Annotated in this window: 20 protein-coding genes and 1 pseudogene; 16 read left to right on the top strand and 5 right to left on the bottom strand. The window is 60.4% G+C overall.

The annotated features are described in order from the left end of the window. Positions 1-52: 52 nt before the first annotated feature. Both ACMGGN_RS01800 and ACMGGN_RS01795 read left to right on the top strand, forming a co-directional pair. Complete coding sequence (locus tag ACMGGN_RS01800) at positions 53-646, top strand: biliverdin-producing heme oxygenase (RefSeq protein ID WP_046784421.1); 594 nt, start codon at positions 53-55, stop codon at positions 644-646. A 54-nt stretch (positions 647-700) separates the two neighbouring features. Then, positions 701-1,108, top strand: coding sequence for a YbaN family protein (locus ACMGGN_RS01795; RefSeq protein ID WP_125924445.1), 408 nt, complete (start codon positions 701-703; stop codon positions 1,106-1,108). Here ACMGGN_RS01795 and arcD (ACMGGN_RS01790) read toward each other — a convergent pair. Next, positions 1,094-2,521, bottom strand: a complete 1,428-nt coding sequence (gene arcD, locus ACMGGN_RS01790) for an arginine-ornithine antiporter (protein WP_046784423.1) — start codon at positions 2,519-2,521, stop codon at positions 1,094-1,096. The genes ACMGGN_RS01795 and arcD (ACMGGN_RS01790) overlap by 15 nt on opposite strands. A 437-nt stretch (positions 2,522-2,958) precedes the next feature. On the opposite strand from arcD (ACMGGN_RS01790), the gene arcD (ACMGGN_RS01785) reads away from it, so the two are divergent. From arcD (ACMGGN_RS01785) to ACMGGN_RS01760, 6 genes are all read left to right on the top strand, one after another. Then, a complete protein-coding gene (gene arcD, locus ACMGGN_RS01785) occupies positions 2,959-4,386 on the top strand; it encodes an arginine-ornithine antiporter (RefSeq protein ID WP_046784424.1) in 1,428 nt (475 codons plus the stop codon). A gap of 32 nt (positions 4,387-4,418) precedes the next feature. Then, positions 4,419-5,672, top strand: a complete 1,254-nt coding sequence (gene arcA, locus ACMGGN_RS01780) for an arginine deiminase (RefSeq protein ID WP_115273961.1) — start codon at positions 4,419-4,421, stop codon at positions 5,670-5,672. Between the two features lie 68 nt (positions 5,673-5,740). After that, positions 5,741-6,751, top strand: a complete 1,011-nt coding sequence (locus tag ACMGGN_RS01775; protein WP_012316037.1) for an ornithine carbamoyltransferase — start codon at positions 5,741-5,743, stop codon at positions 6,749-6,751. Between the two features lie 142 nt (positions 6,752-6,893). Then, a complete protein-coding gene (gene arcC, locus ACMGGN_RS01770) occupies positions 6,894-7,823 on the top strand; it encodes a carbamate kinase (protein ID WP_281870087.1) in 930 nt (309 codons plus the stop codon). Between the two features lie 56 nt (positions 7,824-7,879). After that, a complete protein-coding gene (locus ACMGGN_RS01765) occupies positions 7,880-8,248 on the top strand; it encodes a DUF5064 family protein (RefSeq protein WP_281870086.1) in 369 nt (122 codons plus the stop codon). 149 nt (positions 8,249-8,397) lie between these two features. After that, entirely contained in the window at positions 8,398-9,909 is a 1,512-nt protein-coding gene (locus ACMGGN_RS01760; RefSeq protein WP_115273959.1) for a sigma-54-dependent transcriptional regulator, read from the top strand. A 79-nt stretch (positions 9,910-9,988) separates the two neighbouring features. Here the strand turns inward: ACMGGN_RS01760 and ACMGGN_RS01755 are convergent, their stop codons facing one another. Next, a complete protein-coding gene (locus tag ACMGGN_RS01755) occupies positions 9,989-10,264 on the bottom strand; it encodes a bacteriocin immunity protein (protein ID WP_414156409.1) in 276 nt (91 codons plus the stop codon). After that, positions 10,261-10,389, bottom strand: a complete 129-nt coding sequence (locus ACMGGN_RS01750; protein ID WP_414156408.1) for a hypothetical protein — start codon at positions 10,387-10,389, stop codon at positions 10,261-10,263. The genes ACMGGN_RS01755 and ACMGGN_RS01750 overlap by 4 nt, the downstream gene beginning before the upstream one ends. Before the next feature lie 25 nt (positions 10,390-10,414). On the opposite strand from ACMGGN_RS01750, the pseudogene ACMGGN_RS01745 reads away from it, so the two are divergent. Further along, positions 10,415-11,430: pseudogene (locus ACMGGN_RS01745) on the top strand (IS30 family transposase). A 162-nt stretch (positions 11,431-11,592) separates the two neighbouring features. Here ACMGGN_RS01745 and ACMGGN_RS01740 read toward each other — a convergent pair. Together ACMGGN_RS01740 and ACMGGN_RS01735 are read right to left on the bottom strand one after the other, a co-directional pair. Continuing rightward, a complete protein-coding gene (locus tag ACMGGN_RS01740; protein ID WP_279930722.1) occupies positions 11,593-11,859 on the bottom strand; it encodes a bacteriocin immunity protein in 267 nt (88 codons plus the stop codon). A 5-nt stretch (positions 11,860-11,864) separates the two neighbouring features. Then, entirely contained in the window at positions 11,865-13,838 is a 1,974-nt protein-coding gene (locus tag ACMGGN_RS01735) for an S-type pyocin domain-containing protein (RefSeq protein ID WP_414156407.1), read from the bottom strand. A 651-nt stretch (positions 13,839-14,489) separates the two neighbouring features. On the opposite strand from ACMGGN_RS01735, the gene gltS reads away from it, so the two are divergent. The 7 genes from gltS (at position 14,490) to ACMGGN_RS01700 (ending at position 23,054) form a co-directional block, all read left to right on the top strand. Then, positions 14,490-15,695, top strand: coding sequence for a sodium/glutamate symporter (gene gltS / locus ACMGGN_RS01730; protein ID WP_115273957.1), 1,206 nt, complete (start codon positions 14,490-14,492; stop codon positions 15,693-15,695). Positions 15,696-15,972: 277 nt separating this feature from the next. Beyond that, positions 15,973-16,356 carry a glycine cleavage system protein GcvH gene (gcvH, locus tag ACMGGN_RS01725; protein ID WP_161872185.1) on the top strand — a complete coding sequence of 128 codons (384 nt, stop codon included), beginning with the start codon at positions 15,973-15,975 and terminating at the stop codon, positions 16,354-16,356. An 11-nt stretch (positions 16,357-16,367) separates the two neighbouring features. After that, positions 16,368-19,223, top strand: coding sequence for an aminomethyl-transferring glycine dehydrogenase (gene gcvP, locus ACMGGN_RS01720; protein WP_414156406.1), 2,856 nt, complete (start codon positions 16,368-16,370; stop codon positions 19,221-19,223). 158 nt (positions 19,224-19,381) lie between these two features. After that, on the top strand, positions 19,382-20,758 hold the full coding sequence (locus ACMGGN_RS01715; protein WP_115273954.1) for an L-serine ammonia-lyase: 1,377 nt from the start codon (positions 19,382-19,384) through the stop codon (positions 20,756-20,758). Between the two features lie 26 nt (positions 20,759-20,784). Next, positions 20,785-21,906, top strand: a complete 1,122-nt coding sequence (gene gcvT, locus ACMGGN_RS01710) for a glycine cleavage system aminomethyltransferase GcvT (RefSeq protein WP_046784431.1) — start codon at positions 20,785-20,787, stop codon at positions 21,904-21,906. 355 nt (positions 21,907-22,261) lie between these two features. Then, positions 22,262-22,474: a cold-shock protein gene (locus ACMGGN_RS01705; RefSeq protein ID WP_012316046.1), complete on the top strand. Its 213-nt coding sequence runs from the start codon at positions 22,262-22,264 to the stop codon at positions 22,472-22,474. A 91-nt stretch (positions 22,475-22,565) separates the two neighbouring features. Further along, complete coding sequence (locus tag ACMGGN_RS01700) at positions 22,566-23,054, top strand: RDD family protein (protein WP_251962493.1); 489 nt, start codon at positions 22,566-22,568, stop codon at positions 23,052-23,054. The last annotated feature ends 22 nt before the right edge of the window (positions 23,055-23,076 follow it).

Below are 23,076 nucleotides of genomic sequence, written 5' to 3'. Positions count from 1 at the left end.
ACCCCTCTGTTTCGTCTTGTCACTAGACGCCCCAAATTCCCAAGGACACCCCATGACCGACCGCCCAGCCCTGCGCTCGCAACGCCTCAACCAGGTCACCCACGCCCCGCACACCGAGCTCGACGCCCTGGTCAAATCCCACGCACCGTTCGACAGCCGCGAGAGTTTCGCCCGTTTCGTCGTCGCCCAGTACCTGTTCCAGTCCGAACTGCAGGCCCTGTACAACGACCCGAAACTGATCGCCATCGTGCCTGACCTGGCCCAGCGCTGCCGCGCCGATCAAGCCCGCCTGGACCTCGCCGACCTCGATACCGAAGTACCGGCTGCAGTACCCGGCGCCTTGCACGACCCAAGCCTGGCAGAAGCGTTGGGCTGGATCTTCGTCTCCGAAGGCTCCAAACTGGGCGCCGCGTTTCTGATCAAGCGGGCAGTGGCCCTGGAGCTGTCCGACAGCTTTGGCGCCCGCCACCTGGGCGAACCGGCCGGTGGCCGCGCCGAGGGCTGGAAGCAGTTCACCCGAACCCTCGATGGCCTGGCGCTGTCTGCCGAAGAAGACGCTGCTGCCGAGCGCGGCGCAGTGGCCGCCTTCGAGCGCTTCACCGAACTGCTCAAGCATGCCTACGCCGCCGACAGCGCGCTGGCCTGATACGCTTAACCCGGCCACCCTTCCGGTGGCCGGACCGTTTTGTGCAGTGAGACCATGACCCGACCTGCCCGCTCGAAACTGTCGCGCCTGCTGTATGGCATCCTGGCTTACGTAAGCTTGGGTATCGGCCTGGTCGCCATCGTCATTCCTGGCCTGCCGACCACCGAGTTCATCCTTCTGGCCGCCTGGGCAGCGACACGCAGCTCGCCGCGCCTGTCGGCATGGCTGGAGAACCACCGGCTGTTCGGGCCTATCCTGTTCAACTGGCGCAATGGCAAGGTGATCCAGCGCCGGGCAAAGGTCAGCGCAACTCTGAGCATGCTGGTGTGCGCAGGCCTGATGCTGGCCTTCTTTGACCATCGCTGGCCGGTATTTCTGGCCATCACCGGCATGGCCCTGGGCAACCTGTGGATCTGGTCACGGCCAGAGCAGGCATGCCCGCCTGCGTCACAGGCTCAGTAGCCCTGAATACAGCGCATACGCTGCCAGAGCAGCGCCAATCAGCACCGCCGCGAAGATCAACTTCTCCCACGTGGTGAACAGCACCTGGCCTTGTTCACGCTTGGCCCGGGCGAACAGGATTACCCCAGGCGCATACAGCAATGCCGACAGCAGCAGGTACTTGAGCCCACCGGCATACAACAGCCAAAGCGCATACACCAGCGCCACCAACGCCACCAACAGGTCCTTGCGGCGCAGCCCCTCTTGCCCGGCATAACTCTCCCCGCGCAGCGCCAAGAGCACCGCGTAGGCGGCCGACCACAGGTACGGCACCAGGATCATCGACGACGCCAGGTAGATCAGGCTGGTGTAGGTACCCGCCGAAACCAAGGTGATCAGCAAGAACCCCTGGATCATGCAGTTGGTCAGCCACAGGGCATTGGCCGGCACATGGTTGGCATTTTCCTTGGCCAAAAAGCGCGGCATGGTCTTGTCCCGTGCCGTGGCGAAGAGGATTTCGGCGCACAGCAGTGCCCACGAGAGCAAGGCGCCGAGCAGCGAAACTGCCAGGCCGATGCTGATCAGCAACGCGCCCCAGGGCCCGACGATGTGCTCAAGCACCGATGCCAGTGAGGGGTTCTGCAGCCCGGCCAGTTCCGGCTGGGTCATCACCCCCAGCGACAGCACGTTGACCAGCACCAGCAGCGCCAGTACGCCGAGAAAACCGATCACCGTGGCCTTGCCCACATCCGTGCGGCGCAGCGCCCGCCCCGAATAGACACTGGCGCCTTCGATGCCGATGAACACGAATACGGTGACCAGCATCATGTTGCGCACCTGGTCCAGCACATTACCGAACTGCGGGTTGCTAACGCCCCAGATATCCCGGGTAAAGATGTCGGCGCGGAAGGCGAAGGCGGCGATGACGATGAAGATCAGCAGCGGCACCACCTTGGCCACGGTGGTTACCTGGTTGATGAACGCCGCTTCCTTGATGCCACGCAGCACCAGAAAGTGCACCGACCACAACAGCAATGAGGCACAGCCGATGGCAATGGGCGTATTGCCCTCACCGAACACCGGGAAATAAAAGCCCAGTGTACTGAACAGCAGCACGAAGTAGCCGACGTTGCCCAGCCAGGCGCTGATCCAGTAGCCCCAGGCCGAGGAAAAGCCCATGTAATCGCCAAAACCTGCCTTGGCATAGGCATACACCCCTGAATCCAGCTCAGGCTTGCGGTTGGCCAAAGTCTGGAACACGAAGGCCAGCGCCAGCATGCCCACTGCGGTGATACCCCAGCCAATCAGCACAGCACCAACATCCGCGCGCGCCGCCATGTTCTGCGGCAACGAGAAGATGCCGCCACCAATCATCGAACCGACCACCAGTGCGATCAACGCGCCGAGGCGCAGTTTCTGTCCTGGTTCGCTCATGCGATTCCTCGTCTTTTGTGCGTGCTGTCACATCGCTGAAACAGCTTTATCTGCATATAGATACGGCTACTTATAATAGACAAAGCCATTAAAGCTATAGCACTAATAACTCTTTTGTCTATACCGATCGCTCCAGATAAACGCTTGTCCGACGTGCAACTTTGTCAAGCTCGATTACCCATGGAATTTATTGAGAAAAGTTTGCGAAAACGGCAAAAGCGGCTAGCTTCAGAGTTCGCAGGCTGAACAGAGCGTTTGCTCTGGTTGTACATGGAGGTGCCAGCGCACGGGGCCTGCAACAGGGCTGTCGGCACTCTCCAGGAGTCAAGTGAAGGAAATTTCCTACTTCACAACGCCATGAACTGATCCAAGTCAGATCATGGCCCAGGCGACGGATTTATTCTGTGGTCAACTTTCTCCTGGTACGGAGTTGTTAAATGTCTGATTCTTCCGGAAAACTAAAACTCGGCGCACTCGTTGCACTCGTCGTCGGTTCGATGATTGGCGGCGGTATTTTCTCGCTGCCGCAAAACATGGCCGCCAGCGCAGGGGTTGGCGCCGTACTGATCGGCTGGGCGATCACCGCAGTCGGCATGCTGACCCTGGCTTTCGTGTTCCAGACCCTGGCCAACCGCAAACCTGATCTGGACGGCGGGGTATACGCCTACGCCAAGGCCGGCTTCGGCGACTACATGGGCTTCTCCTCGGCGTGGGGCTACTGGATCAGCGCCTGGCTGGGCAACGTCGGTTACTTCGTGCTGCTGTTCAGTACCCTGGGCTACTTCTTCCCCATTTTCGGTGAAGGCAACACCCCCGCTGCCGTCATCGGCGCCTCGGTGTTGCTGTGGGCGGTGCACTTCCTGGTACTGCGCGGCATCAAGGAAGCGGCGTTCATCAACCTGGTCACCACCGTTGCCAAGGTGGTACCGCTGGTGCTGTTCGCGCTGATCTGCGTGTTCGCCTTCCGCCTCGACATCTTCACTGCCGACATCTGGGCCACCGGCACGCCGGAACTGGGCAGCGTGATGAACCAGGTGCGCAACATGATGCTGGTCACCGTCTGGGTGTTCATCGGCATCGAGGGTGCGAGCATCTTCTCCTCACGGGCGGAAAAACGCGCCGACGTGGGCAAGGCCACAGTCATTGGCTTCATCACCGTGTTGCTGTTCCTGGTGCTGGTCAACGTGCTCTCGCTGGGCGTGATGACTCAACCGGAACTGGCCAAACTGCAAAACCCGTCGATGGCTGCCGTGCTGGAGCATGTGGTCGGCCACTGGGGCGCGGTGCTGATCAGCGTCGGCCTGATCATCTCGCTGCTCGGCGCATTGCTGTCGTGGGTGCTGCTGTGCGCCGAGATCATGTTCGCCGCTGCGAAGGATCACACCATGCCGGAGTTCCTGCGCCGCGAGAATGCCAACCAGGTGCCGGCCAACGCCCTGTGGCTTACCAACGCCATGGTGCAGATCTTCCTGGTGATCACGCTGTTCTCCGCGAGCACCTACCTGTCACTGATCTACCTCGCCACCTCGATGATCCTGGTGCCCTACCTGTGGTCGGCAGCCTATGGCTTCCTGCTGGCCATGCGCGGTGAAACCTACGAGCAGGCTGCCAGCGAACGCAGCAAAGACCTGCTCATCGGCGCCATCGCACTGATCTACGCCATCTGGCTGCTGTATGCAGGCGGCATGAAGTACCTGCTGCTCTCCGCCCTGCTGTATGCCCCTGGGGTCATCCTGTTTGCCAAGGCCAAGCGTGAAATTGGCCAACCGATCTTCACCAACGTGGAAAAACTGATCTTCGCAGCTGTGGTCATCGGCGCCCTGGTGGCGGCCTATGGCCTGTATGACGGCTTCCTGACCCTGTGACCCACGTCTTCGCTCAATTGGAGGAAAGAACCATGTCCGCTGAAAAACAGAAGTACGGTGTGCACTCCGAAGCCGGCAAGCTGCGCAAGGTAATGGTTTGCGCCCCAGGGCTTGCGCACAAGCGCCTGACCCCGAGCAACTGCGACGAACTGCTGTTCGATGATGTGATCTGGGTCGACCAGGCCAAACGCGACCATTTCGACTTCGTCACCAAGATGCGCGAGCGCGGCGTGGATGTGCTTGAGATGCACAACCTGCTGACCGACATCGTGCAGAACAAAGACGCGCTGAAGTGGATCCTTGACCGCAAGATCACCCCTGACACCGTAGGTGTGGGCCTGACCAACGAAGTGCGCAGCTGGCTCGAAGGCCTCGAGCCGCGCCACCTGGCCGAGTTCCTGATCGGCGGTGTGGCCGGCCAGGACCTGCCGCAGAGCGAAGGCGCCGACGTGGTCAAGATGTACAACGATTACCTGGGCCACTCCAGTTTCATTCTGCCACCGCTGCCGAACACCCAGTTCACCCGCGACACCACCTGCTGGATCTATGGCGGCGTCACGCTGAACCCGATGTACTGGCCGGCGCGACGCCAGGAAACGCTGCTGACCACTGCCATCTACAAATTCCACCCGCAATTCACCGGTGCCGACTTCCAGGTCTGGTACGGCGACCCGGACAAAGACCACGGCAACGCCACCCTTGAAGGCGGTGACGTGATGCCGATCGGCAAAGGCATCGTGCTCATCGGCATGGGCGAGCGCACTTCACGCCAGGCCATCGGGCAGCTGGCGCAAAACCTGTTCGCCAAGGGTGCAGTGGAAAAGGTCATCGTCGCCGGCCTGCCGAAGTCCCGCGCTGCCATGCACCTGGATACCGTGTTCAGCTTCTGCGACCGCGACCTGGTCACGATCTTCCCCGAAGTGGTGAAAGAAATCGTGCCATTCATCATCCGCCCGGACGAAAGCAAGCCCTACGGCATGGACGTGCGCCGCGAGCACAAGTCGTTCATCGAAGTGGTGGGCGAGCAACTGGGCGTCAAGCTGCGCGTGGTCGAGACCGGCGGCAACAGCTTCGCCGCCGAGCGCGAACAGTGGGATGACGGCAACAACGTGGTGGCGGTGGAGCCTGGCGTGGTCATCGGCTACGACCGCAACACCTACACCAACACCCTGCTGCGCAAGGCCGGCATCGAGGTCATCACCATCAGCGCCGGCGAGCTTGGCCGGGGCCGTGGCGGCGGCCACTGCATGACCTGCCCGATCGTGCGCGACCCCATCGATTACTAACGACCATTTCCCCGGCTGCCCCCACAAGGCGGTGGCCGGGCCGATTACCGAACTCAAGGAGAATCACCATGGCGTTCAACATCCATAACCGCAACCTGCTCAGCCTCGAACACCACAGCACCCGCGAGCTGAAGTACCTGCTGGACCTGTCCCGCGACCTCAAGCGTGCCAAATACACCGGTACCGAACAGCAGCACCTGAAGGGCAACAACATCGCCCTGATCTTCGAGAAAACCTCGACCCGCACCCGCTGCGCCTTCGAAGTGGCCGCCTATGACCAAGGCGCCAATGTCACCTACATCGATCCCAACTCTTCGCAGATCGGCCACAAAGAAAGCATGAAAGACACCGCCCGCGTACTCGGGCGCATGTACGATGCCATCGAGTATCGCGGCTTCAAGCAGGAAATCGTCGAAGAGCTGGCCAAGTTCGCCGGGGTGCCGGTGTTCAACGGCCTGACCGACGAGTACCACCCGACCCAGATGATCGCCGACGTGCTGACCATGCGTGAGCACAGCGACAAGCCGCTGCACGACATCAGCTATGCCTACCTGGGCGACGCCCGCAACAACATGGGCAACTCGCTGCTGCTGATCGGCGCCAAGCTCGGTATGGACGTGCGGATCGCTGCGCCCAAGGCGCTGTGGCCGCATGACGACCTGGTCGAGCGCTGCAAGCAGTACGCTGAGGAAAGCGGTGCACGCATCACCCTTACCGAGGACCCGAAAGCCGCAGTCAAAGGCGTGGACTTCGTGCACACCGACGTCTGGGTGTCGATGGGTGAGCCGATCGAAGCCTGGGGCGAGCGCATCAAGCAGCTCAAACCCTATCAGGTGAACACGGAACTGATGAAGTCCACCGGCAATCCGCGGACCAAATTCATGCACTGCCTGCCGGCGTTCCACAACTCCGAGACCAAGGTCGGCAAGCAGATCGCCGAACAGTATCCGGACCTGGCCAATGGCATCGAAGTGACCGACGACGTGTTCGAGTCGCCCGCCTGCATCGCCTTCGAACAGGCGGAAAACCGCATGCACACGATCAAGGCGATCCTGGTGTCGACCCTGGCTGATCTTTGATAAGCACCTCGGTAGTGTGGGAGCCGGCTTGCCGGCGATGCAGGCAACACGGTGCATGGCACCGGCTTCGCCGGTGATCGCCGGCAAGCCGGCTCCCACACAGAAACGAGGCGCTCCCCCCATCTTCGCAAAGGACATTCCCATGCGTATCGTTGTTGCATTGGGCGGCAACGCCCTGCTGCGCCGCGGCGAGCCCATGACCGCTGACAACCAGCGTGCCAATATCCGCACCGCCACCGAGCAGATCGCCAAGATTCACCCCGGCAACGAGCTGGTCATCGCCCACGGTAACGGCCCCCAGGTTGGCTTGCTGTCATTGCAGGCGCTGTCGTACAAACCCGACGAAGCCTACCCGCTGGACGTGCTCGGTGCCGAAACCGAAGGCATGATCGGTTACATGATCGAACAGGAACTGGGTAACCTGCTGGCGTTCGAAGTGCCGTTCGCCACCCTGCTGACCCAGGTCGAAGTCGATGCCGACGATCCGGCCTTCAAGGACCCGACCAAGTTCATCGGCCCGGTCTACAGCAAGGAAGAAGCCGAACGCCTGGCCAAGGAGAAAGGCTGGGTGGTCAAGGCCGACGGCGACAAATACCGCCGCGTGGTGGCCAGCCCCAAACCCAAGCGCATCTTCGAGATCCGCCCGATCAAGTGGCTGCTGGAAAAAAACAGCATCGTGATCTGCGCAGGCGGTGGCGGCATCCCCACCATGTACGATGAAAACCGCAAGCTCAAAGGCATCGAAGCGGTCATCGACAAGGACCTGTGCTCGGCGCTTTTGGCCGAGCAACTGGAAGCCGACCTTCTGATAATCGCCACTGACGTCGATGCGGCTTACATTGACTGGGGCAAACCCACGCAAAAAGCCATTGCCCAGGCCCACCCCGACGAGCTCGAACGCCTGGGCTTCGCCGCCGGCTCCATGGGGCCGAAGGTGCAGGCCGCCAGCGATTTCGCCCGCGCCACCGGCAAGGTCGCAGTGATCAGCTCGCTGGAGAATATCGAGGACATCGTCAAAGGCACCGCCGGCACCCGTGTTTCAACGGCCACGCCAGGCATCAGCTACCGTTGAATGCAGTAGGCGGGCGCAGGCCGCCCGCCATTTTCGACCCTCCGGAGGATTCCGCCATGGCCCAGTACCAACCTGGTCACGTGCATATCGAGCGCAGTGCGCTGAACGCCAATGACCACAGCTACGACCTCAACATCGAGTACGAAGCGACTCAGGATCCCAGGGAAGGCCGAGGTATCCAGTTCCGCTTGCATGGCAGCATCGAAGGCAAACCGGTGGATGAAAAGTTTTACCTGCCCAAAGATCAGGTCTTGCCGAGCTTTTTGATGGTGCTAAGCCGCAAGGCCCAGTCACACCTGCCACCGCACAAGAAATTCGAAACGCTCGGTTCACCGCACAAGATCTACGACCAGATGTTCGAGGACATCCGCGCCAAGCTGGATGTGAAGTCCGGCGACTCGATCAAGCCTGAACATTTAGAGTGAACCCAATCGCCGGCAAGCCGGCTGCCACAGGTACCCCGCTGCCTCAGGTTCTGCGGAGTACCTGTGGCAGCCGGCTTGCCGGCGATTGGGTTTAACACTGCTCCCAAGGCATACTACTGCCCTCCCCGGCCATAACCCCCCGCCTCCCCATGCGCATCCACGTCAGCTTCATCGACCGCGTCGGCATCACCCAGGAAGTCCTCGCCCTGCTCGGTGCCCGCAACCTCAACCTGGACGCCGTAGAGATGGTCCCGCCGAACGTCTACATCGACGCTCCGACCCTCAGCCCCGCCGTTCTCGAAGAACTGCACGACGCGCTGTTCGAAGTACGTGGGGTACAGTCGGTGGACGTGGTCGATATCCTCCCTGGCCAGCGCCGCCACCTGCAGCTCGATGCCCTGCTGGCCGCCATGAGCGACCCGGTGCTGGCCGTCGACAGTGCAGGCCTGGTGCTGCTGGCCAACCCCGCGCTGATCGCCCTGTGCGGTCGTGAGTCAGCGGGGCGGTCTGTTGGCGAACTGTTCGGTGACCCCGCCCTGCTGCAGGCCCTGCTGGACAACAACTTCCACCTGCCGATGCGCGAGATGCAGCTCAACGGCCAGAGCCTGCTGCTCGATGCCACGCCCATCACCAACGCCGGCGGCCTGTTGACCCTGTACCCGCCCAACCGCATGGGCGAGCGCCTGTCTGCCCTGCACCACGACCACGCCGAAGGCTTCGATGGGCTGCTCGGCGAGTCCCCGGCCATCCGCACCCTCAAGGCCCGCGCCCTGCGCGTGGCGGCCCTGGATGCCCCACTGCTGGTACACGGCGAAACCGGCACCGGCAAGGAACTTGTGGCCCGCGCCTGCCATGCCATCAGCAGCCGCCAAGCGGCGCCTTTCCTGGCCCTCAACTGCGCCGCGCTGCCCGAGAGCCTGGCCGAGAGCGAGCTGTTCGGCTACGCCCCAGGCGCCTTCACCGGTGCCCAGCGCGGTGGCAAACCCGGGCTGATGGAGCTGGCCAACCAGGGCACGGTATTTCTCGACGAGATCGGCGAGATGTCGCCATACCTGCAGGCCAAACTGCTGCGTTTTCTCAGCGACGGAAGCTTTCGCCGTGTGGGCGGCGACCGTGAGGTGAAGGTTGATGTACGCATCATCAGCGCCACCCATCGCGACCTTGAACGCATGGTTGCCGAGGGAACGTTCCGAGAAGACCTGTTCTACCGCCTCAACGTACTCAACCTGCAAGTACCGCCCTTGCGCGACCGTGGCCAGGACATTCTGATGCTCGCGCACTACTTCATGCAGCAGGCCTGCACGCAGATCCAGCGCCCGGCCTGCCGACTGACCCCGGCCACGCACTCGGCATTATTGGCCAACCCATGGCCGGGCAACGTACGCCAGCTGCAAAACGTGATATTCCGCGCGGCGGCCATCTGTGAAAGCAACCTGGTGGATATCGGCGACCTGGACATCGCCGGGACATCGGTGGCGCGTGGCCAGGATGGCGAGGTCGCGAGCCTGGAACAGGCGGTGGGGGATTTCGAGCGTGAACTGCTGCAACGGTTATATGCCAGCTACCCATCGACCCGGCAACTGGCGGGGCGCTTGCAGACTTCGCATACCGCGATAGCCCAGCGGTTGCGTAAGTATGGAATTCCCAAAGCGAAAATTTAATGATGCAACCATCACCCCTTCTCGGATTACTCCGAGAAGGGGCTTTAAATCTAATGATCGAAACAGATCAAGCATTGACTCAGTCTTCGCGGAAACCGGGTTTTCCATTAGCAACGAACCACGCTTTCAAAACTGAAATCACTCCGGCGGGACTGTCTTCCACCCCCTCTGCAGGATAGAAAATCAGACCACTTTTGTATGGGTGGTCGATAATATTTTCAAAGTGATCGGTCAGTCGATTGATATGCGCCCCCAGTACGTCGCCTTTGAGTCGGCTAGGGTTTTCGAAAAACTCATTCAGAAACTCAGTGAACTCAGCCTCTGTATACTCTTCTATTTTATTCTTGAGAATCATTGATCGGCACCTTTATTTCTGTGTATCCGCACGTGATTTTTTGGGGTTGTGATTCTAAGATTGTCGAAATCGTAAACCGCGCCACCATCTTTCAAAGGGGCGACGGCAAAAACTGAGTGCAACACCTGACCAATCCGGTACGGTGCCCCTATGTCTTACCAAGAACTCAGTATTGAAGAACGCATCACGATCCAGTTCGGCCAGCTTCAGGGCCTGAGCCAAAGAGCGATCGTCCAGATGCTTGATCGCAGCCCTCGACCATTAGTCGTGAGCTTCGCCGTAACACCGCCAGGCCCTCGCCCTATTCTGCCAGCCAGGCTCAGCAACAGATGCGCCTGCGCCGCAAAGCATGCCGTCCTGCGCGCAAGCTTGAACCAGGTGGCGAACTGTTCGATCTGGTGGCCTACCTGCTGCGACAGCGCTTTTCTCCTCAGCAAATTGCCGGCAAACTCCGACGCATGGAATTCCCAAAGCTTGAAGACGCTTACGTCTGCCGCGAAACGATCTACAACGCCATCTATGCATTGCCGGTGGGTGAGCTTCGCAAGGAGCTGATCATTTGCTTGCGGCAAGGTAAAACCAGTCGTCGCCCCCGCACTGGCGGGGTAGACCGCCGTGGCCAAATCCCTGATCTCGTCAGCATCCATGTTCGTCCGCCTGAGGCAGAAGATCGTCTGACGCCCGGCCACTGGGAGGGCGATTTGATCAAGGGCAAAGCCAATGCTTCTGCGGTCGGTACGTTGGTAGAGCGCAGCACGGGCTACCTGATGCTGATCAAGATGCATGACGCCACAGCGACTTCGGCGGTCGAAGGTTTCAGTGCCGCCTTGAACCGCATGCCTCTGGCAGCGCGTAAAACGTTGACCTATGACCAGGGCCGGGAAATGGTGCGTCACGCCGACATCACCCAGCGTACCGGAGTGGCTGTTTAATTCTGCGACCCGCATAGCCCCTGGCAGCGCGGCAGCAACGAAAACATCAACGGCCTGATTAGGCAGTACCTGCCCAAGGGCACCGACTTGTCTGGGCATAGCCAGAAGCAGTTGGATGCCATTGCGTATGAACTGAATATTCGGCCGCGCCAGCGTTTTGATTACCAATGCCCAATCGAGATGATGACGCAGATGATGGCTCGGCATCATGAGAGCCCATCCTTACTTCAATGAAGCCCGGTGTTGCACTCAGCCTTTGAAATCGCCAAGCTTTACCTGGCGTTACCGTTTTTTTGCCGCAGGCTGATCAAAGAAGGCAACTAGCGTCAGCTCAGAAGTGAAGATTGTGTGACTGGGAATTCCCGACCGGCAGCGACCGGGAATTCCTTACAGCATTTACGACTCTTTGAAACCAGGCAAACCTTGCTCAGCGCGCCATCTTTTTACTTCTTTGACCACATCACCGGGAGAGTCCTTAATACCTACCTTTCCAGGCCGAAAAATCAGATTAGATCGTGCAGGGTGTTCTGCCAATCTTTCGAACTCCAAAATTCCTTTGGTGTGGGCTCGGTCGGTTGGGTAAAATCTGGGATCACCATGATAAATCGCATAGACCAAATCAAAGAATTCTTTTTCCGTGTAATCAGATATTACTCTAGTCACAGTCGCTACCTCTTTTTATGAATTTCAACATGCGATTTTGGCGACACAATCCTCAGATTGTCGACATCGTATACGCCACCACCATCAACAATCCTCTTTACATGGTGGATTTCGTATTTAATTTTTGCGCCTATCCGCTCATCTGGATCGGCCAGCGGAGCCAAGCCTCTGCGCATGATCAGCAGATCGCCGAGCCCGAACTGATTCTCAAATAATGGACTACGACCAATCAGCTGCCATAGCCGCCTGCGAAATTCACCGAAGCTGCTGAATTTTTTCCCTCGCAGCTCACTGGCGATCTGAGCAGGAATCGGAGCCCCCTCGCGATTCCCTTCATACAGAAATTGACCCTGTATCAGTTGCCCTTTACCTGTCACCACCCCTGGCATGTTCCGGGGGCTTTTGAACATCACATAAAGAGGCGGCAACCCAGAGTCGGCCGGGAAGATGATGACATAGTCATCGAACCCAATATCTGGCAGGTCAGGATAGATGTCGAGCCGGCCTTCGAGCGGCTCCAGCGTCGGCCCAACCAGCGCCGTTATGGGGGGCGGTGTGGCCGGCAAGGCTGTGGAACTGTCAGTCGGCTCGACTGCGGGCGTCCAAAGCAGTGTTCTGGGTGGCACGTCATCAGTGGTGACGATGTACTGACCGTTTTGCGCGTCGTACTGCGCCGCCAGGACCGGTACTGCAGAAGTGATAAGGGCACCATCGGTGCGGGCGGCGAACAGCTCGGTCGGCCCGACCTGCTCGCGCTTGTCGCCCATCCGCATGGGCAGATCGACCGCACCTCGCTCGATGGCCGCAGCCTGGGCAGCAACATTGAGCTCGACCGTGAGATCGGTCAGCGGCGCGCTCAGAACGTAGTTGTCCGGTAACTCACCATTCCCCAATTTGGGGGCGTAGAGCAGTGCGAAGGTACCTACCAGGAAAGGCCCAGCCACAGCTTCGATCGAAGCGGCACTCAGCGATGCGACGGCGGAACGAATGGCCGTGCCCAGTGCTACGCCAGCCTCTAGCGCTGGAGCCGCTCCCGTAGCCATAACGATGGCTGCGTTTGCCGATAGCTCAAACAGCGTGGCTTTATAAGTGTTGGCTTGACGCGTGGCCTGCTCTGTCAACGCCCTCTCAGCCGCCTCTTGGGCTTTGGCATATGCTTCAGCTTCGGCTTGGGCCTCTGCCTGAGCTCGGGCTGCAGCTTCTGCCTCTGCCTTGGCTCGAGCCGCAGCTTCTGCCTCTGCCTTGGCCCGAGCCGCAGCTACTGCCTCTGCCTTGGCCCGAGCCGCAGCTTCTGCCTCTGCCTTGGCCCGAGCCGCAGCTTCTGCCTCTGCCTTGGCCCGAGCCGCAGCTTCTGCCTCTGCCTTGGCCCGAGCTTGGGCCTCAGTTTCCGCTCTGAGTTGCTCCTGCGCAGTGTGAAGAGCTTGTTGCAGCGCTGCTATTTGCGCTTGAAGCATCTGTATTTCGGCTTCTCGCAACTGCACCATATACGCGGCACGATACGCAGCATTGAGAGCTTCTTGAGCACTCGTTATTTTAATAAGACCAGTTGCAATATTCCTGAAGGTAGCATGGGCGTATTCCTCAGGCTTCCTTCCAAACGGAGAAGCCCCGTAATAACTATTCGCCTGTGTTTGCTGCAGCTCCAGATCTGCTGTTTTTCTACCCAACAAGACTAACCGAGCAGCGATATCTTCCTGGAGGCTTTCGATATGTGACCGCTGAGCGCCACCCCGTTCTTTACGTACAATGGCGATTTCTTGCTCAAGCCTGCCAACCAGTGCAGACAAGCTCTCAAGATAAACGACCCTGGCTGCATCATCAGCGATTTTCATTGCGCCAGCGGCTGATATCTGAAACCCCTCCAAAATCGGTCCCACATGATTGGCGACACTGCCTCCAGGAGCAGAAGCCCCAGGGCGTGAAGGTTGTGCCCCGACATAGGTTGGTGGCAATATGACTTGTCTTTTTTTTCGGGCCATTATATCTCCTTGATAAAATCTCATTAGCCTCGTATGCGCCAGTCACAAGACTTGCGATTGCTATTGATAAGTTTCAGGACGAGCAAAACCGAGAAAAGTGGCTTAGCCAACTCCCCTGCCACCCTCAATAAAACGCAAAAAGTGTTGCACCGCAGCACTCAGCCTAATACGCCAGCCCAAGAAAAAAGAGATGAGTACTTGAAAATAGACAAATCCTACAAGCAAGGAACAAATAACTGATACACAGGTACTTGCCCCAACCACCGCCTATTAAAAATAGGTAACCACCCTATTACATGGAAACGCTGCTCGATCGGCTCGCCCCACTCTCCATCCCGCACTACCTAAAGCACATGACTGATCTGATGCGTATCGATTTGGGTACACGCTAGCATTTTTGATACCCGATCGTTTGAGTGCGAGCTTACAAGGATTTGATCGGCCGGCCGTTTTCGATTTGCCCGAAAAATGGCGGGACTGCTGCAAACATCGCATCCCCGATGACGCAGCAGTGCGCAAATCATGGTAGTCCTGGCAAGGATTAAACTTTTCGCAATCAGGTTTCAGACTGTTCCTACAGGCCCAGCCAATACTTCAACAAGCACTGCTGCGAAAATGACGCTCTTCTTTGTTATGGAGAGAGCGCCTCTCATGCTTGAACTCGACTTCTATGGCACATTGGTCGCCGCCTCCCTGGTGCTGTTACTGGGCCATGGCCTGGTGACTCGTGTCGTTGTCCTGCGAACCTACAATATTCCCGAACCTGTTGCAGGCGGCCTGGTCGTTGCCCTGATCCTGCTGGTGTTACGCAGCTTCGACCTGAAAGTGCAATTCGATACTTCATTGCAAGCACCGTTGATGCTGGCGTTCTTCGCCACCATCGGACTGAACGCAGACTTCGCCAGTTTGAAAAAAGGCGGGCGCGTGGTCGGCATCTTCCTGGTCGTGGTGACCGGCTTGCTGCTGGTGCAGAATGCCATGGGCATCGGTCTGGCCACGGCATTGGGGCTGGACCCGTTGATGGGCCTGCTGACCGGCTCCATCACGCTGTCGGGCGGCCACGGCACGGGCGCGGCCTGGAGCAGTACCTTCAGCGAAAAATATGGCCTGGCCTCCGCCTCGGAGCTGGCCTTGGCCTCCGCCACCTTTGGCTTGGTGCTGGGCGGCCTGATCGGCGGCCCGGTCGCCCGCCTGCTGATCAAGCGTGTGAAGATCCCTGGCGTGGACCAAGCAACGCCTCACTTGCCCAAGGGATTTGAAGAGCCCGAAAAAGAACGCCTGATCACACCCTTCTCGTTCATCGAGACTTTAGCGCTGATTTCAGTCAGCCTGCTCGGCGGCACCCTGTTGAATGGCCAACTACTGGGCACGGCGTTCGAACTGCCAACATTCGTTTGCGTCTTGTTTGTCGGGGTGTTGTTACGCAACGTGCTTTCAGCGCTGGGTCTGTATCAGGTATTCGAGCGTGAAATCTCAGTGCTGGGCAACGTCAGCCTGTCGCTGTTCCTGGCCATTGCACTGATGTCGCTCAAGTTGTGGGACCTGGCGGCACTCGCCCTGCCCTTCCTGATTATCCTGGCCGCACAGACGTTGCTCATGGCGCTGTTCGCGATCTTCATCACCTTCCGGGTCATGGGCAGCAATTACGACGCAGCGGTATTGGCAGCCGGGCATTGCGGATTCGGCCTGGGTGCCACGCCAACCGCCATCGCCAACATGCAAGCCGTAACCCACCGCTTCGGGCCTTCGCATTTGGCGTTTCTGGTGGTGCCGATGGTGGGAGCATTCTTCATCGACATCATCAATGTCATCGTCATCAAGCTGTACCTGGCATTGCCGTTTTTCGTTGCGGGCTAAGCCCAAACGCCTCATTGTATTGATTTCAATACACCGTATTGAAATCAATACAAACCCCTTCAAATCCGTCTGTGCAAGGGTTTGATCCCCAAACTCTTTTTCCTTTCTCGCCAACTGTAGCGTTTTCATTCCAAAAAAATTGCAGAATGATCACGACCAATATTTAACCTATTGTTTTATAAGGCTTTTTTACGATTGGCCGCATTATTGCTAAGGGAATCCCAACCCAAGAGCGCGAACCCACCGCGCCCAACGCCCTGCTTCCCGAGGATTCCCCATGAGCGAGTTGCGTTTCACCGAAGATCACGAATGGCTGCGCGTCGAAGCTGACGGTAGCGTCACCGTAGGCATCACCGCCTACGCCCAGAACGCCCTTGGCGATGTGGTCTACGTGCAACTGCCGGAGTTGCAGCAATACGACAAAGGTGCCGAAGCCTCCACCGTTGAGTCGGTCAAAGCCGCCAGCGGCGTGTACATGCCTCTGAGCGGTGAAGTGGTCGCCGTCAATGACGGCCTGAACGACAGCCCTGAGCTGGTCAACGAAGACCCGCTGGGCGAAGGCTGGTTCTTCCGTTTCCTTCCGGCCGACATGAATGAAGTGGCTGCCCTGCTCGACCAGGATGCCTACGACCGCCTGATCAAAGCCAACGACGACGCCTGAGGAACCCGAAGATGACCATCAACCTCGGCACCGCCAACGAATTCATCGCCCGCCACATCGGCCCACGCGCCGCAGACGAGCAGGCCATGCTGGCCACCCTGGGCTTCGACTCGCTGGAGGCCATGACCGCCGCAGTCATCCCCGACGCCATCAAGGGCACCAGCGTACTGGGCGCCGAAGACGGCCAGAGCGAGGCCGATGCCCTCGCCGCGCTGAAAGCTATCGCCGGTAAAAACCAGCTGTTCAAGAACTATATCGGGCAGGGTTATTACAACACCCACACCCCGGCACCAATCCTGCGCAACCTGCTGGAAAACCCGGCCTGGTACACCGCCTACACCCCTTACCAGCCAGAAATCTCCCAAGGCCGCCTGGAAGCCTTGCTCAATTTCCAGACCTTGATCAGCGACCTGACCGGCCTGCCGATCGCCAACGCCTCCCTGCTCGACGAAGCCACCGCGGCAGCCGAGGCCATGACCTTCTGCAAGCGCCTGTCGAAGAACAAGGCCAGCCATGCCTTCTTCGCCTCGGTGCATTGCCACCCGCAGACCCTCGACGTCCTGCGTACCCGTGCCGAACCACTGGGTATCGAGATCGTGGTGGGCGACGAGCGTGAACTCGATGACGTCAGCGCCTTCTTCGGTGCACTGCTGCAATACCCGGCCAGCAATGGCGAGGTGTTCGACTACCGCGAGCTGGTGCAGCGCTTGCACGGCGCCAACGCCCTTGTCGCCGTGGCCGCCGACCTGCTGGCCCTGACGCTGCTGACCCCACCGGGCGAGTTCGAAGCAGACGTTGCCATCGGCAGCGCCCAGCGCTTTGGCGTGCCATTGGGCTTTGGCGGCCCGCACGCGGCCTACTTCGCCACCCGCGACGCATTCAAGCGTGACATGCCGGGCCGCCTGGTCGGTGTGTCGATCGACCGTTTCGGCAAGACTGCCCTGCGCCTGGCCATGCAAACCCGCGAGCAGCATATCCGCCGCGAGAAGGCCACCAGCAACATCTGCACCGCCCAGGTGCTGCTGGCCAACATTGCCAGCATGTTCGCCGTGTACCACGGCCCTGCGGGCCTCAAGCGCATCGCCGAACGCACCCACGCGCTGACCGCGATCCTCGCTGCCGGCCTGAAAACCCTCGGCGTGCAAGTGGTCGGAAAAACCGCGTTCGACACCCTGACCCTGGCCACCGGCAGCGCTACCGCAAGCCTGCACGACAAAGCACGCGCCCAGCGCATCAACCTGCGCCAGATCGACGCCGCCCACCTGGGCCTGTCGCTCGACGAAACCAGTACCCAGGCTGACGTCGAGGCGCTGTGGCAGCTGTTCGGTGGCCAACAGGCACAACCGGACTTCGCCGCCCTGGCCGCCAGCACCGGCTCGCGCCTGCCTGCCGCCCTGCTACGCCAGTCGGCCATCCTCGAACACCCGGTGTTCAACCGCTACCACAGCGAAACCGAGCTGATGCGCTATCTGCGCCGCCTGGCCGACAAGGACCTGGCGCTGGACCGCAGCATGATCCCGCTGGGCTCGTGCACCATGAAGCTCAACGCCGCCAGTGAAATGATCCCGGTGACCTGGGCCGAGTTCGGCAACCTGCACCCGTTCGCCCCGGCCGAGCAAAGCCAGGGTTACCTGCAGATGACCACCGAGCTGGAAGCCATGCTCTGCGCCGCCACCGGCTACGACGCCGTGTCGCTGCAACCCAACGCCGGCTCCCAGGGCGAATACGCGGGCCTCCTGGCCATCCGCGCCTACCACCGCAGCCGCGGCGAAAGCCATCGCGACATCTGCCTGATCCCCTCCTCGGCTCATGGCACCAACCCGGCAACAGCACACATGGCCGGTATGCGCGTCGTGGTCACCGCGTGTGACGCGCGTGGCAACGTCGATGTCGAGGACCTGCGCGCCAAGGCCATCGAGCACCGCGAGCGCCTGGCCGCGATCATGATCACCTACCCGTCGACCCACGGCGTGTTCGAAGAAGCGATCGGCGAGATCTGCGCGATCATTCACGACAACGGCGGCCAGGTGTACATCGACGGCGCCAACATGAATGCCATGGTCGGCCTGTGCGCACCGGGCAAGTTCGGCGGCGACGTCTCGCACCTGAACCTGCACAAGACCTTCTGCATTCCGCACGGCGGTGGCGGCCCAGGCGTCGGCCCGATCGGCGTCAAGTCGCACCTGGCGCCGTTCATGCCCGGCCACGCTCAGTTGCAGAACCGTGACGGGGCGGTATGCGCCGCACCGTTCGGCAGCGCCAGCATTCTGCCGATCACCTGGATGTACATCCGCATGATGGGTGGTGCCGGCCTCAAGCGTGCCTCGCAGATGGCGATCCTCAATGCCAACTACATCGCCCGCCGCCTGGAAGAGCACTATCCTGTTCTGTACACCGGCGGCAATGGCCTGGTCGCCCACGAATGCATCCTCGATCTGCGCCCGCTCAAGGACACCAGCGGCATCAGCGTCGACGACGTGGCCAAGCGCCTGATCGACTTCGGCTTCCACGCCCCGACCATGTCCTTCCCGGTAGCCGGCACGCTGATGATCGAGCCGACCGAAAGCGAGGCCAAGGAAGAGCTGGACCGCTTCTGCGATGCGATGATCCAGATCCGCGAAGAGATTCGCGCCGTGGAGAACGGTAGCCTGGACAAGGACGACAACCCGCTGAAGAACGCTCCACACACCGCTGCCGAGCTGGCTGGCGAGTGGGCCCACGGCTACAGCCGCGAACAGGCGGTGTACCCGCTGCCAAGCCTGGTGGAAGGCAAGTACTGGCCACCTGTAGGCCGGGTCGATAACGTGTTCGGCGACCGCAACCTGGTGTGCGCCTGCCCGTCGATCGAGAGCTATCAGGACGCCTGACCGCGTGGGGCCGCTTCGCGGCCCATCGCCGGCAAGCCGGCTCCAACCGGGACCGCACAGCTCTGGAGGCCAGCACTGTACCTGTAGGAGCCGGCTTGCCGGCGATGGGCTGCGCAGCAGCCCCAATGGGTTAACCGGATATGTCAGGAGCAAGCACCATGTCACTGAGCGTCTTCGACCTGTTCAAGATCGGCATCGGCCCTTCCAGCTCCCACACGGTCGGCCCGATGCGCGCTGCCGCGCGTTTCGCCGAAGGCTTGCGCCGTGACGGCCTGCTGGTCAGCACCGCCAGCGTCAAGGCCGAGCTGTACGGCTCACTGGGTGCCACGGGCAAAGGCCATGGCAGCGACAAGGCGGTACTGCTTGGCCTGGAAGGCGAGCACCCCGATACCGTCGACACCGAAGCCATTCCCGCCCGCCTGCAGGCAATCCGTGAAAGCGGCCACCTGCACCTGCTCGGTGAACACACCATCGCCTTCGTCGAGAAGCAGCACCTGGCGATGATCCGCAAGCCTTTGGCATACCACCCCAACGGCATGATCTTCCGCGCCTTCGATGCCGCCGGCCTGCAAATCCGCAGCCGGGAGTACTACTCGGTGGGCGGCGGTTTCGTGGTCGACGAAGAGGCCGCCGGGCAAGACCGCATCGTCGAGGACAGCACCGTACTCGCCTACCCGTTCAAGACTGCCAAGCAACTGCTCGGGCATTGCACCGCGCAGCAGCTGTCGGTGAGCCAGGTGATGCTGGCCAACGAGGCGGCCTGGCGCCCCGAGGCCGAAACCCGAGCGGGTCTGCTGCGGATCTGGCAGGTGATGCAGGATTGCGTCGCAGCCGGCTACCGGCACGAGGGCATCCTGCCGGGCGGGCTCAAGGTCAAACGCCGGGCACCGGCACTGTACCGCCAACTCAGCCAGCACCCGGAGGCCAACCTGCGCGACGCGTTGTCGGTACTTGACTGGGTCAACCTGTATGCCTTGGCGGTCAACGAGGAAAATGCCTACGGCGGGCGCGTGGTCACTGCACCGACCAACGGTGCGGCAGGCATCGTGCCGGCAGTACTGCACTACTACATGCGCTTCGTCCCCGGCGCCAGTGAAGACGGCGTCGTGCGCTTTCTACTGACTGCCGCAGCCATTGGCATCCTGTACAAGGAAAACGCCTCGATCTCCGGGGCCGAGGTCGGCTGCCAGGGCGAAGTCGGGGTGGCCTGCTCGATGGCAGCCGGCGCCTTGTGCGAAGTGATGGGCGGCAGCGTGCAACAGGTGGAAAACGCCGCCGAAATCGGCATGGAGCACAACCTGGGGCTGACCTGCGACCCGATCGGTGGGCTGGTACAGGTGCCCTGCATCGAGCGCAACGCCATGGGCTCGGTCAAGGCCATCAATGCGGTGCGCATGGCCCTGCGTGGCGACGGGCAGCACTACGTGTCGCTCGACAAGGTCATCCGCACCATGCGCCAGACCGGCGCCGACATGAAAAGCAAATACAAGGAGACCGCCCGCGGCGGTCTGGCCGTCAACATCATTGAATGTTGACCCGACAACAAACCAAGGAGTCATCGATGTCCGAAACACTGCACAAGACCCCGCTGCACGCCCTGCACCTGGAACTGGGCGCGCGCATGGTGCCATTCGCCGGCTTCGACATGCCGGTACAGTACCCGCTGGGCGTGCTCAAGGAGCACCTGCACACCCGTGAGCAGGCCGGCCTGTTCGATGTCTCGCACATGGGCCAGATCATCCTGCGCGGCAAGGATGCCGCCCAAGCCCTGGAAAGCCTGGTGCCAGTGGATATCATCGACCTGCCGGTGGGCATGCAGCGCTATGCCATGTTCACCAACGAGCAAGGTGGCATCCTCGACGACCTGATGGTTGCCAACCTGGGCGACGACACGCTGTTCCTGGTGGTCAACGCCGCCTGCAAGGAGCAGGATCTGGCCCACCTGCAGCAGCATATCGGTGACCGTTGCCAGATTCAGCCACTGTTCGAGGAACGTGCCCTGCTCGCCCTGCAAGGCCCGGCCGCAGTCACCGTGCTCGCGCGCCTGGCCCCGGAAGTGGCCGGCATGACCTTCATGCAGTTGCGCCCAGTCACCCTGCTGGGCGAAGACTGCTTCGTCAGCCGTTCGGGGTACACCGGCGAAGACGGTTATGAGATCTCGGTACCGGCCAAGGCTGCCGAAGCCCTGGCCAGACGCCTGCTGGCCGAGCCTGAAGTGCAGCCGATCGGCCTGGGCGCACGCGACTCTCTGCGCCTGGAAGCTGGCCTGTGCCTGTATGGCCACGACATGGACACCGCCACCACGCCGGTCGAGGCCAGCCTGCTCTGGGCCGTGTCCAAGGTCCGCCGCGCCGACGGTGCGCGCGCTGGCGGCTTCCCCGGGGCCGAGGTGATCTTTGCCCAGCAGCAAGCCGGCGTGGCCCGCAAGCGTGTTGGCCTGCTGCCACAGGAACGTACGCCCGTGCGTGAAGGCGCAGAGATTGTCGATGCAGCTGACAAGCCCGTGGGTAAAGTCAGCAGTGGTGGCTTCGGCCCGACACTTGGCGCACCGGTTGCTATGGGTTATGTCGATATCGAACATGGCGCGCTGGACACTCCGCTGTTTGCCCTGGTGCGCGGCAAGAAGGTTGCCCTGAAAGTCAGCAAAACGCCTTTTGTGGCGCAACGTTACTATCGCGGTTGAACGCGGTACATGAGGTTTGCGAGCAGGTCGACTTATTCGTTTTCGAACCTGCCCCATAACTTATGAACATGGCGCCAGGCCAGGCGCCATGCCGTTTGCGATGAATTGTTCAGTTATCGAAAAAAGCCCGATTTTCCAGCTGACCAAGGGCTTGTTTTTTTCTCGGGAGTTGGCGTAGAGTCATTGCACTGTGTTTGCATGGGTCGCAACAGTTCGTGACCTGGGCCAGTAGCCGCAATCTGCTACAACCCGTTGGACGTGACTTACTTTCCTGCAACCCAGCCCAGTACTCTTTCACTCTTGATAACGTGAAAGTAACTGTCATTAAAATTTAAGCTTCATAGGAAATAAGACAATGGCTGAGCGTCAGAACGGTACCGTCAAGTGGTTCAATGACGAGAAAGGTTACGGCTTCATCACCCCAGAAAGCGGTGCTGATCTGTTCGTGCACTTCCGTGCCATCGAGGGCAACGGCTTCAAGAGCCTGAAAGAAGGCCAGAAGGTTACCTTCGAAGCAGTTCAGGGCCAAAAAGGCCTGCAAGCTGACAAGGTTCAAGTCCTCGGCTAAGCCGGTCGCGACTTCGAAGAAAGCCCCTGCCCAGTGCAGGGGTTTTTTTTTGCCCGTAGAATGGCGGCTTCGCCATTCGGAGCTGTCCTGCATGCCCAAGCCTCTGCTCTCACCCCAAGGTGACTTTCCGCCGGTCGGCCTGGGCCGGCGCCTGGCGGCGATGTTCTACGACTTCCTGTTGTGTACGGCCCTGCTGATCGTCACCGCAGGGGCCTACAAGATGATCCAGATGGCGATCATCGGCGAGGCACGCATGCGCGAGCTGACCGAGGCTGGTGCGCTGGACGGCGACCCGCTGCTGTCGACGATCCTGCTGTTTGCGCTGTTCGGTTTCTTTGCCAAGTTCTGGACCCACGGCGGGCAGACCCTGGGCATGCAGGTATGGGGCGTGCGCGTGCAAAACCTTGATGGCAGCGCAATCAGCCTGTGGCAGGCGCTGCTGCGCTTTATGGTGTCGATCGCCTCATGGCTGTGCCTGGGGCTGGGGTTCTTCTGGTCGCTGATCGACAAGCGCAAGCGCGGCTGGCATGACATTTATTCGCAGACACAGCTGGTGCGGGTACCGAAACAGAAGAAATAAGCCAGTCAGTTGGCGTTGTCAG

Source organism: Pseudomonas sp. BNK-30 (assembly GCF_047456185.1).
In the GTDB taxonomy this organism is placed as follows: domain Bacteria; phylum Pseudomonadota; class Gammaproteobacteria; order Pseudomonadales; family Pseudomonadaceae; genus Aquipseudomonas; species Aquipseudomonas putida_E.
Note: the sequence above shows the minus strand (reverse complement) of the source record. Positions and strands in the feature narration are given on the sequence as shown.

Excerpts from the sequence above, each read along its gene's own strand:
- ACMGGN_RS01715 (WP_115273954.1), top strand. The coding sequence starts at position 19,382 with ATGTCACTGAGCGTCTTCGACCTGTTCAAGATCGGCATCGGCCCTTCC.
- ACMGGN_RS01735 (WP_414156407.1), bottom strand. The coding sequence starts at position 13,838 with ATGGCCCGAAAAAAAAGACAAGTCATATTGCCACCAACCTATGTCGGG.
- gcvT (WP_046784431.1), top strand. The coding sequence starts at position 20,785 with ATGTCCGAAACACTGCACAAGACCCCGCTGCACGCCCTGCACCTGGAA.
- ACMGGN_RS01705 (WP_012316046.1), top strand. The coding sequence starts at position 22,262 with ATGGCTGAGCGTCAGAACGGTACCGTCAAGTGGTTCAATGACGAGAAA.
- arcC (WP_281870087.1), top strand. The coding sequence starts at position 6,894 with ATGCGTATCGTTGTTGCATTGGGCGGCAACGCCCTGCTGCGCCGCGGC.
- ACMGGN_RS01795 (WP_125924445.1), top strand. The coding sequence starts at position 701 with ATGACCCGACCTGCCCGCTCGAAACTGTCGCGCCTGCTGTATGGCATC.
- ACMGGN_RS01775 (WP_012316037.1), top strand. The coding sequence starts at position 5,741 with ATGGCGTTCAACATCCATAACCGCAACCTGCTCAGCCTCGAACACCAC.
- ACMGGN_RS01800 (WP_046784421.1), top strand. The coding sequence starts at position 53 with ATGACCGACCGCCCAGCCCTGCGCTCGCAACGCCTCAACCAGGTCACC.
- arcD (WP_046784424.1), top strand. The coding sequence starts at position 2,959 with ATGTCTGATTCTTCCGGAAAACTAAAACTCGGCGCACTCGTTGCACTC.
- gcvP (WP_414156406.1), top strand. The coding sequence starts at position 16,368 with ATGACCATCAACCTCGGCACCGCCAACGAATTCATCGCCCGCCACATC.
- gcvH (WP_161872185.1), top strand. The coding sequence starts at position 15,973 with ATGAGCGAGTTGCGTTTCACCGAAGATCACGAATGGCTGCGCGTCGAA.
- arcD (WP_046784423.1), bottom strand. The coding sequence starts at position 2,521 with ATGAGCGAACCAGGACAGAAACTGCGCCTCGGCGCGTTGATCGCACTG.
- gltS (WP_115273957.1), top strand. The coding sequence starts at position 14,490 with ATGCTTGAACTCGACTTCTATGGCACATTGGTCGCCGCCTCCCTGGTG.
- ACMGGN_RS01765 (WP_281870086.1), top strand. The coding sequence starts at position 7,880 with ATGGCCCAGTACCAACCTGGTCACGTGCATATCGAGCGCAGTGCGCTG.
- ACMGGN_RS01755 (WP_414156409.1), bottom strand. The coding sequence starts at position 10,264 with ATGATTCTCAAGAATAAAATAGAAGAGTATACAGAGGCTGAGTTCACT.
- ACMGGN_RS01700 (WP_251962493.1), top strand. The coding sequence starts at position 22,566 with ATGCCCAAGCCTCTGCTCTCACCCCAAGGTGACTTTCCGCCGGTCGGC.
- arcA (WP_115273961.1), top strand. The coding sequence starts at position 4,419 with ATGTCCGCTGAAAAACAGAAGTACGGTGTGCACTCCGAAGCCGGCAAG.
- ACMGGN_RS01760 (WP_115273959.1), top strand. The coding sequence starts at position 8,398 with ATGCGCATCCACGTCAGCTTCATCGACCGCGTCGGCATCACCCAGGAA.